The organism is uncultured Salegentibacter sp., from assembly GCF_963972535.1.
Lineage (GTDB): Bacteria > Bacteroidota > Bacteroidia > Flavobacteriales > Flavobacteriaceae > Salegentibacter.
This window is the reverse complement of record NZ_CAXAVR010000128.1, coordinates 1-6,722: the sequence shown is the minus strand read 5'-3', so window position 1 is coordinate 6,722 and position 6,722 is coordinate 1. Positions and strand designations below refer to the sequence as shown.

Sequence of the window (6,722 nt, the reverse complement as noted above, 5' to 3'; positions counted from 1 at the left end):
AAAAGCCATTTATTTAATTCCTGAAAATACGCTAATTGAAGACTTCGGAATAGCGGAAAGTGAGGTGATGAATTTTGTGTATTATTGTTCAGAAAATTATGATTTGGAAATTCTTCTTGAAAATCCTTTAGAGTTATATGAGTTTTTTCAATCTAAAGCAGCAGAATTTAAGGCCTTAAAGACTTTGGATTGATATTTGCTCCATACTAGAAAAAATTAATGAGAAAAATAAGCCTAATTCTTGCCAGCTTTTTTTTGCTTTCTGGATTTAAATCGGGAGCTCACGAATTTTATCTAAGCGTTACCGAGATTGAATACAATAATGAAAAGCAGAGTCTTCAAATTATTACCCGCGTTTTTATAGACGATTTTGAAGATGTGCTTAACGAGCGTTACGGTGCAGACCTTCAACTTTCAGAGGAAGCAGAAGAAGGTGCTGTTGCCGAGAATATTTCAAAATATCTTAAGCAAAAATTAAGACTTCAGGTTAATGGGGAAGAACTTCAGCTAAATTATTTAGGAAAAGAATATGATGCCGATCAATTGATACTATATATTGAAGTTGAAAACCTGGCTCCCTTTAATAAAATTGAAGTCACCAACGAGATCCTTACCGATCTTTTTGACGATCAAAAAAATGTAGTACACGTAAAAGTAAACGATAAGACTAAAAGTTTACTTCTTATGCGGCAGCAGGAAACAGAAAAACTCACTTTTCCTTAAATTTTAAGGAAAGGCCCGGAAAAATATTTATTTTTAGCAATCTTTAATTTAAAACATAATTGATGAACAGATTAAGATTATTAAGTTTCGCTTTAGTGATGCTTTTTGTAAGCGGTATACAGGCCCAGGAATCTGAAGCCGAAGAACAAAAACCAAAACAGGAAGGTCACGAGAATAACAATAAGTTTAAACAACTTTATAAAACCTTTGCAACTCCAAACCAATATAGAACCGGTGCCGGTGCGCCAGGAGAAGCCTACTATCAAAACCAGGCAGACTATAAAATGGATATTGTTTTAGACGATAAAAATACTCGTTTAGATGGCGAAGCCGAGGTGACTTACCATAATAATTCTCCCGATGAATTGGAATATTTATGGGTGCAGTTAGACCAAAACGTGCGTAAGAAAGATGCACCAACGGCCGATCGTAATCCTAGTGGAATGAGACCGGTTGCTACACCACAGCGTTTTGTTGACGAACATATGGAAGAACCATTTGATGGAGGTTTCAATATTGTTGGATTAACTCACAATGGAGATAAATTAAATTACATCATCAATCAAACGATGCTAAGAATAGATTTGGAAGAGCCTTTAGAGCCTGGTGAATCTTTTGAGTTTGAAATGAAATGGTGGTATAATATCAATAATCATATTACCGATAGAGCAAGAAGCGGATACGAGCATTTCCCTAAAGATGGAAATAATGCCTACGTAATTGCTCAATTCTTCCCTAGAATGGCTGTGTATAATGATGTTGAAGGATGGCAAAATATGCAATTTTGGGGAAGCGGTGAGTTTGCTCTTCCTTTTGGTAACTACGAAGTAGATATTACCGTTCCTGCAGATCATATTATGGAAGCTACAGGAAAACTTCAAAATAGGAAAGAGGTCTATACTGAAGAAATGATGCGCCGTTACGAGCAGGCCAAAAAATCTTATGACGAACCCGTAATTGTTAGAACCCAGGCAGAAGCTGAAGAAGCCGAAAAGTCTTTTTCTAACAAAACTAAGACTTGGAAATATAAAGCCGATATGGTTAGAGATTTTGGGTTTTCTACTTCAAGAAAATTCATTCTTGATATGATGGCAACCGATATAGATGGCAAGAATGTAATGGCGGTTTCTCTTTATCCAAAAGAAGGAAATCCACTTTGGGAAGAATGGTCTACCAAAGCCGTAGCCAGCACTTTAAAATCTTATTCTAAGCAAACTTTTCAATATCCATATCATAAAGCGGTTTCGGTTCACGCTAGAAACCAGGGGATGGAATATCCAATGATTTGCTGGAATTATGGTCGGCCCGATGAAGATGGAACGTATTCCGATAGGGTTAAGTTTGGGATGATAAGTGTAATTATTCACGAAATTGGGCATAACTTCTTCCCAATGATTGTAAACAGTGATGAACGCCAGTGGGGTTGGATGGACGAAGGTTTAAACACCTTTAGCCAGTTTCTTGCCGAGCAGGAATTTGGAGAAAAATATCCTGAAGCTATAACTCCTTTAGAGCAATATCCTTCTCGAAGAGGAATTCCGGCGAAAATTGTTCCTTATATGAAAGGGAATCAAAAGTATATCGCTCCAATTATGTCTAATCCAGAGAATGTTTACCAGTTAGGAAATAACGCTTATGGGAAGCCGGCAACCGCGCTAAATATTTTGCGTGAAACTGTGATGGGACACGAGCTTTTTGACCACGCATACAAAACATTTGCTCATCGTTGGATGTTTAAACACCCAACCCCTGAAGATTTCTTTAGAACAATGGAAGATGCTTCAGCCGTAGATTTAGACTGGTTTTGGAGAGGATGGTTTTATACTACCCATAATGTAGATATGGGAATTAAAGAAGTTCAGAAGCTTTATGTTACAGATAATGCTACGAAAGAAGGAAAAGAATTCCTGGAACGTTACGGCGCAGATCCTGAAGAAATTGATGCTATTTATGTAGTAGAAGAAGATAGTGAAGAGTTTGATGAAAACTTAAAGGGAAAATCTGTTTTAGAAAATTCGCCTACTTTAAAAGAGTATGTGATGGATAATTTTTCTGAAGAAGAACGAAGGAAATTAAAAGATCCTAAATATTTCTACCAGGTAACTTTTGAAAAACCGGGAGGAATCCCAATGCCTTTAATAGTAGAATTCACTTACGCCGATGGTTCTACCGAAATGAAAAGATATCCCGTACAGCTTTGGAGAATGAACGATGAGGTAGCTACAAAAGCTATTGCTACCAATAAGGAAATCGTAAAAATGGTGGTAGATCCAAATCTTGAAACGGCCGATGTTGATGTAAACAACAATACCTGGCCTAAAGAAGAAACCACTAGTAAATTTGAAGAATTCAAGGAGAGCCTTGGAAACTAAAATCTAAAATAAATTTAGCCGACTTTAACGAGTCGGCTTTTTTTATACTTAAATTTGTGGCTATATTTGTTTTGCTATGAACATCATACCTCTTTTTATTAGTGGTGCCGAAATTGCCTTTATCCTGTTTATTCTGGTAATGGTTTTTGGTGCCGATAAGATTCCCGACATTGCCCGTGGTATGGGTAAAGGGATGAAAATGCTTCGTAATGCCTCTAACGACATTAAAACAGAAATTCAGAAAAGTGCCGAAAAGCAAGGCATTGATACCGATATTTCTAAAGATGTGAGAGGAGAGATAGATAAAGTGAAAGAAGATATTGACGAGATTACCGGTTCAGTAAAACGTAGATTTTAATCACTATTTATGTTAGAACAGCTAAAACAATGGGACCGTGAGCTGTTTGTTTATCTCAACGGACTGGGAATTGAAACTTACGATAATTTCTGGATCACCGTAACTACTATCCAAAACTGGATCCCGCTTTATATCACTTTTTTTATTCTTTATTTTGTGGCTTTTCACTGGAAAAAGGCACTTTTTACCACTTTGTTTATTCTTGCCACAGCGCTTTCAACTTATGGTTTTACCAACGTTGTTAAGAACTTTTTTTTACGTCTTAGGCCTAACAATCAACCCGAAATTGCTGATGTTATTAGAATTCTGCAAACTCCAGATAACTATAGTTTTTTCTCCGGGCATTCTGCGGTTTCTGCCGCTGCGGCCCTATTTTTTATCCTTTCACTAAAAGATAAATACCCCTGGATTTGGGTAGTGCTTATCTGGCCGTTATTATTTATGTTGAGTCGAATTTATGTAGGCGTTCACTATCCCGGTGATGTATTAGTAGGTGCGGCTGTAGGAATTATTTTCGCAATTATTTTCTTTATGCTCTATCAACGCTCAGGAAAACGCTTTATTTAACGCGCGTTAACGTTAATCCGTCGCGAATAGGCAAAATCACTGTTTCTACACGTTCATCTTCAGCCAGCATTTTATTATATCTTAAAAGGGCTTGTGTAGACTCATCTTCGGCTTTAACCGGTTCAACTACTTTCCCGCTCCATAAAACATTATCAGATAATATTACTCCGCCGCGATTCATTTTCTCAATAATTAAATCGAAATATGCAGGATAGTTAGGCTTATCGGCATCAATAAAAACTAAATCAAATTTCTCCTCAATTTGCGGAATTATTTCCCGGGCATCTCCAATATATTGCTTAATCTGATTTTTGTATTCAGAAGCCTGGAAATATTTCTGCTGAAAATCGTATAATTCTTCATTGATATCTATGGTATGCAAAATTCCCTCTTTCGGCAAACCTTCAGCCAGGCATAAAGCCGAATAACCCGTGTAAGTACCAATTTCCAGGATAGTTTTTGGAGCGATTATTTTCGAAATAAGGCTTAAAATCCTGCCCTGGTAGTTTCCGCTTAACATTCGTGGTTGCAAAACTTTTTGATTGGTTTCGCGATTAAGCTTTGCCAAAAACTCAGGTTCTTTAGCCGAATGTTCTAAAATATATTGGTCTATGGCTTCAGGAAGAAAATGCATAAGATTCAATTTTTACCAAATTTAGAGAATTTAATGTTTTTAAAATAATAGCTTTTAGCACAAATACCAATTGGTTTTCACTTCGGGAGATTTCTGCCAATAAATTGTATTTTTACTTCAAACTAAAACCACACATGCAATTTCAAAATACACTAGAATATGCCCGGGAACTGGATTCCCAGGATAAAATAGCATCATATCGTGACAAATTTATTTTCCCGCAGCACGAAGGGAAAAATGTGATTTATTTCACAGGAAATTCCCTGGGGCTGCAACCAAAATCAGCTAAAAAATATGTAGATGAAATAATGACCGATTGGGCAAATCTTGCCGTAGAAGGTCATTTTTATGCCGAAAAACCCTGGTGGGACTATCATGAAAGGTTTTCAGAAAAACTGGCTAAAGTTGTTGGTGCTAAACCAGCTGAGGTTACGGTAATGAATACCCTTACGGTAAACCTGCATTTACTAATGGTTTCCTTTTATAGACCAGAAGGAAAACGGTATAAAATTATATGTGAAGAAAAAGCTTTTCCCAGTGACCAATATATGATCTCGAGCCAGGTGCGTTTTCACGGGTATGATCCCAAAGACGCTATTGTTGAAATTAGCAGGCGCGAAGGTGAAAATAATTTTAGGACCGAAGATATTATAGCAAAGATCAATGAAGTAGGAGAGGAGTGCGCTTTGGTGTTAATTGGGGGTGTAAATTACTATACGGGACAGGTTTTAGAGATGGAAAAAATCACAAAAGCGGGACACGAAATTGGCGCTTTTGTAGGTTGGGATCTTGCCCATGCCGCTGGAAATATTGAACTAAAACTTAGTGAATGGAAGGTAGATTTTGCTGCCTGGTGCAGTTATAAATATATGAATAGCGGCCCGGGAAATGCTTCCGGGTGTTTTGTCAATGAAAAATATCACAACCAAAAAGATATTCCGCGTTTTGAAGGTTGGTGGGGACACAATAAAGAGCGCCGTTTTTTAATGGAACCCGAATTTCGACCCGAAAACGGTGCCGATGCCTGGCAAATTTCTAATGCGCCTGTTTTAGCATTTGCTCCTTACTTAGCTTCATTAGAAATGTTTGATGAAGTGGGAATGCCGGCTTTAATAGAAAAACGAAATAAAATTGTTGCATACCTTGAATTTGTATTACACGAAATTGATAAAGAAGTAGATAGCAGTTTTGAAATAATTACTCCGTTAAATCAGGAAGAACGTGGTACCCAGCTTTCGGTATTTTTACACGGGGAAGGAAGGGAGTTATTCAATTATTTAATGAAAAATGGCGTGATAACCGATTGGCGGGAACCCAATGTAATCAGACTTGCCCCGGCGCCGTTTTATTGTTCATTTGAAGATATGTACCAATTTGGGCAAATCCTGAAGAGAGGAATTCTTAAAAAGACCAAAGAAAATAGAAAATAGAAGATAGAGAAAAGAAAAATGAATTAGAATCAGTGTATAATTTGAAATTTTTTTAAAATGAAAAAACTAATACTTAGCATTTTTATGGCGGTTTTGTCTCTTGCTGTAAGTCAGGCGCAACAGGTTAAAACCGACACTGAACTTGAACAGAAACTAAAAGAACTAACAGCATCATTTAAAGGTGATGTTGGTGTTTATGTAAAACACTTAAAAACGGGAAAAGAAACTGCGATAAACGCCGATAGTATTTTCCCTACCGCCAGTATTGTAAAAGTTCCAATCCTGGTAAAGATTTTTGATAAAATTGAAAAGGGAGAATTAAGCTATAAGGATTCGTTGGTTTATTCAGAAGATAGAATTTATGGTGGTTCGGGTTTAATGCAATTTTATAAAGACAGCACTACAACCAACCTTAGAACTTTGGTGGCCTTAATGATTAGTTACAGTGATAATGTAACTTCTTTATGGAACCAGGAACTTGCCGGTGGCGGAGAAGCTATTAATGAATTAATGGCTGAACTTGGCCTGGAGCACACCCGGGTAAACTCAAGAACAGAAGGTCGTGATAAAGACTGGGAAAAATATGGCTGGGGACAAACTACTCCGCGAGAAATGGCTTCAATTCTAGAACAAATTAG

General features: G+C 37.1%; 8 protein-coding genes. 7 read left to right on the top strand and 1 reads right to left on the bottom strand.

Annotated elements, in window-relative coordinates; translation table 11 throughout:
• From AACZ30_RS12190 to AACZ30_RS12170, 5 genes are all read left to right on the top strand, one after another.
• Positions 1-193 (top strand): hypothetical protein (locus AACZ30_RS12190; RefSeq protein WP_339649638.1); only part of this gene is annotated, 193 nt, incomplete at its 5' end.
• A gap of 26 nt (positions 194-219) precedes the next feature.
• Positions 220-723, top strand: a complete 504-nt coding sequence (locus AACZ30_RS12185) for a DUF6702 family protein (protein ID WP_339649637.1) — start codon at positions 220-222, stop codon at positions 721-723.
• Between the two features lie 62 nt (positions 724-785).
• Positions 786-3,095, top strand: a complete 2,310-nt coding sequence (locus AACZ30_RS12180; protein ID WP_339649635.1) for a M1 family metallopeptidase — start codon at positions 786-788, stop codon at positions 3,093-3,095.
• Between the two features lie 76 nt (positions 3,096-3,171).
• Positions 3,172-3,453 (top strand): twin-arginine translocase TatA/TatE family subunit, encoded by a 282-nt coding sequence (locus tag AACZ30_RS12175; RefSeq protein ID WP_075326198.1) that lies wholly within the window; start codon positions 3,172-3,174, stop codon positions 3,451-3,453.
• Positions 3,454-3,462: 9 nt separating this feature from the next.
• The gene (locus AACZ30_RS12170) at positions 3,463-4,020 is read left to right on the top strand and encodes a phosphatase PAP2 family protein (RefSeq protein ID WP_208224899.1); all 558 of its coding nucleotides are present in this window, start codon (positions 3,463-3,465) and stop codon (positions 4,018-4,020) included.
• Here the strand turns inward: AACZ30_RS12170 and AACZ30_RS12165 are convergent.
• A complete protein-coding gene (locus AACZ30_RS12165; RefSeq protein ID WP_339649634.1) occupies positions 4,013-4,654 on the bottom strand; it encodes an O-methyltransferase in 642 nt (213 codons plus the stop codon). The genes AACZ30_RS12170 and AACZ30_RS12165 overlap by 8 nt on opposite strands.
• Before the next feature lie 134 nt (positions 4,655-4,788).
• Here AACZ30_RS12165 and kynU point away from each other — a divergent pair, with 134 nt between their 5' ends.
• Positions 4,789-6,084: a kynureninase gene (gene kynU, locus AACZ30_RS12160; RefSeq protein ID WP_339649632.1), complete on the top strand. Its 1,296-nt coding sequence runs from the start codon at positions 4,789-4,791 to the stop codon at positions 6,082-6,084.
• A 57-nt stretch (positions 6,085-6,141) separates the two neighbouring features.
• On the top strand, positions 6,142-6,722 hold a 581-nt coding region (locus tag AACZ30_RS12155), incomplete at its 3' end, for a serine hydrolase (RefSeq protein WP_339649630.1).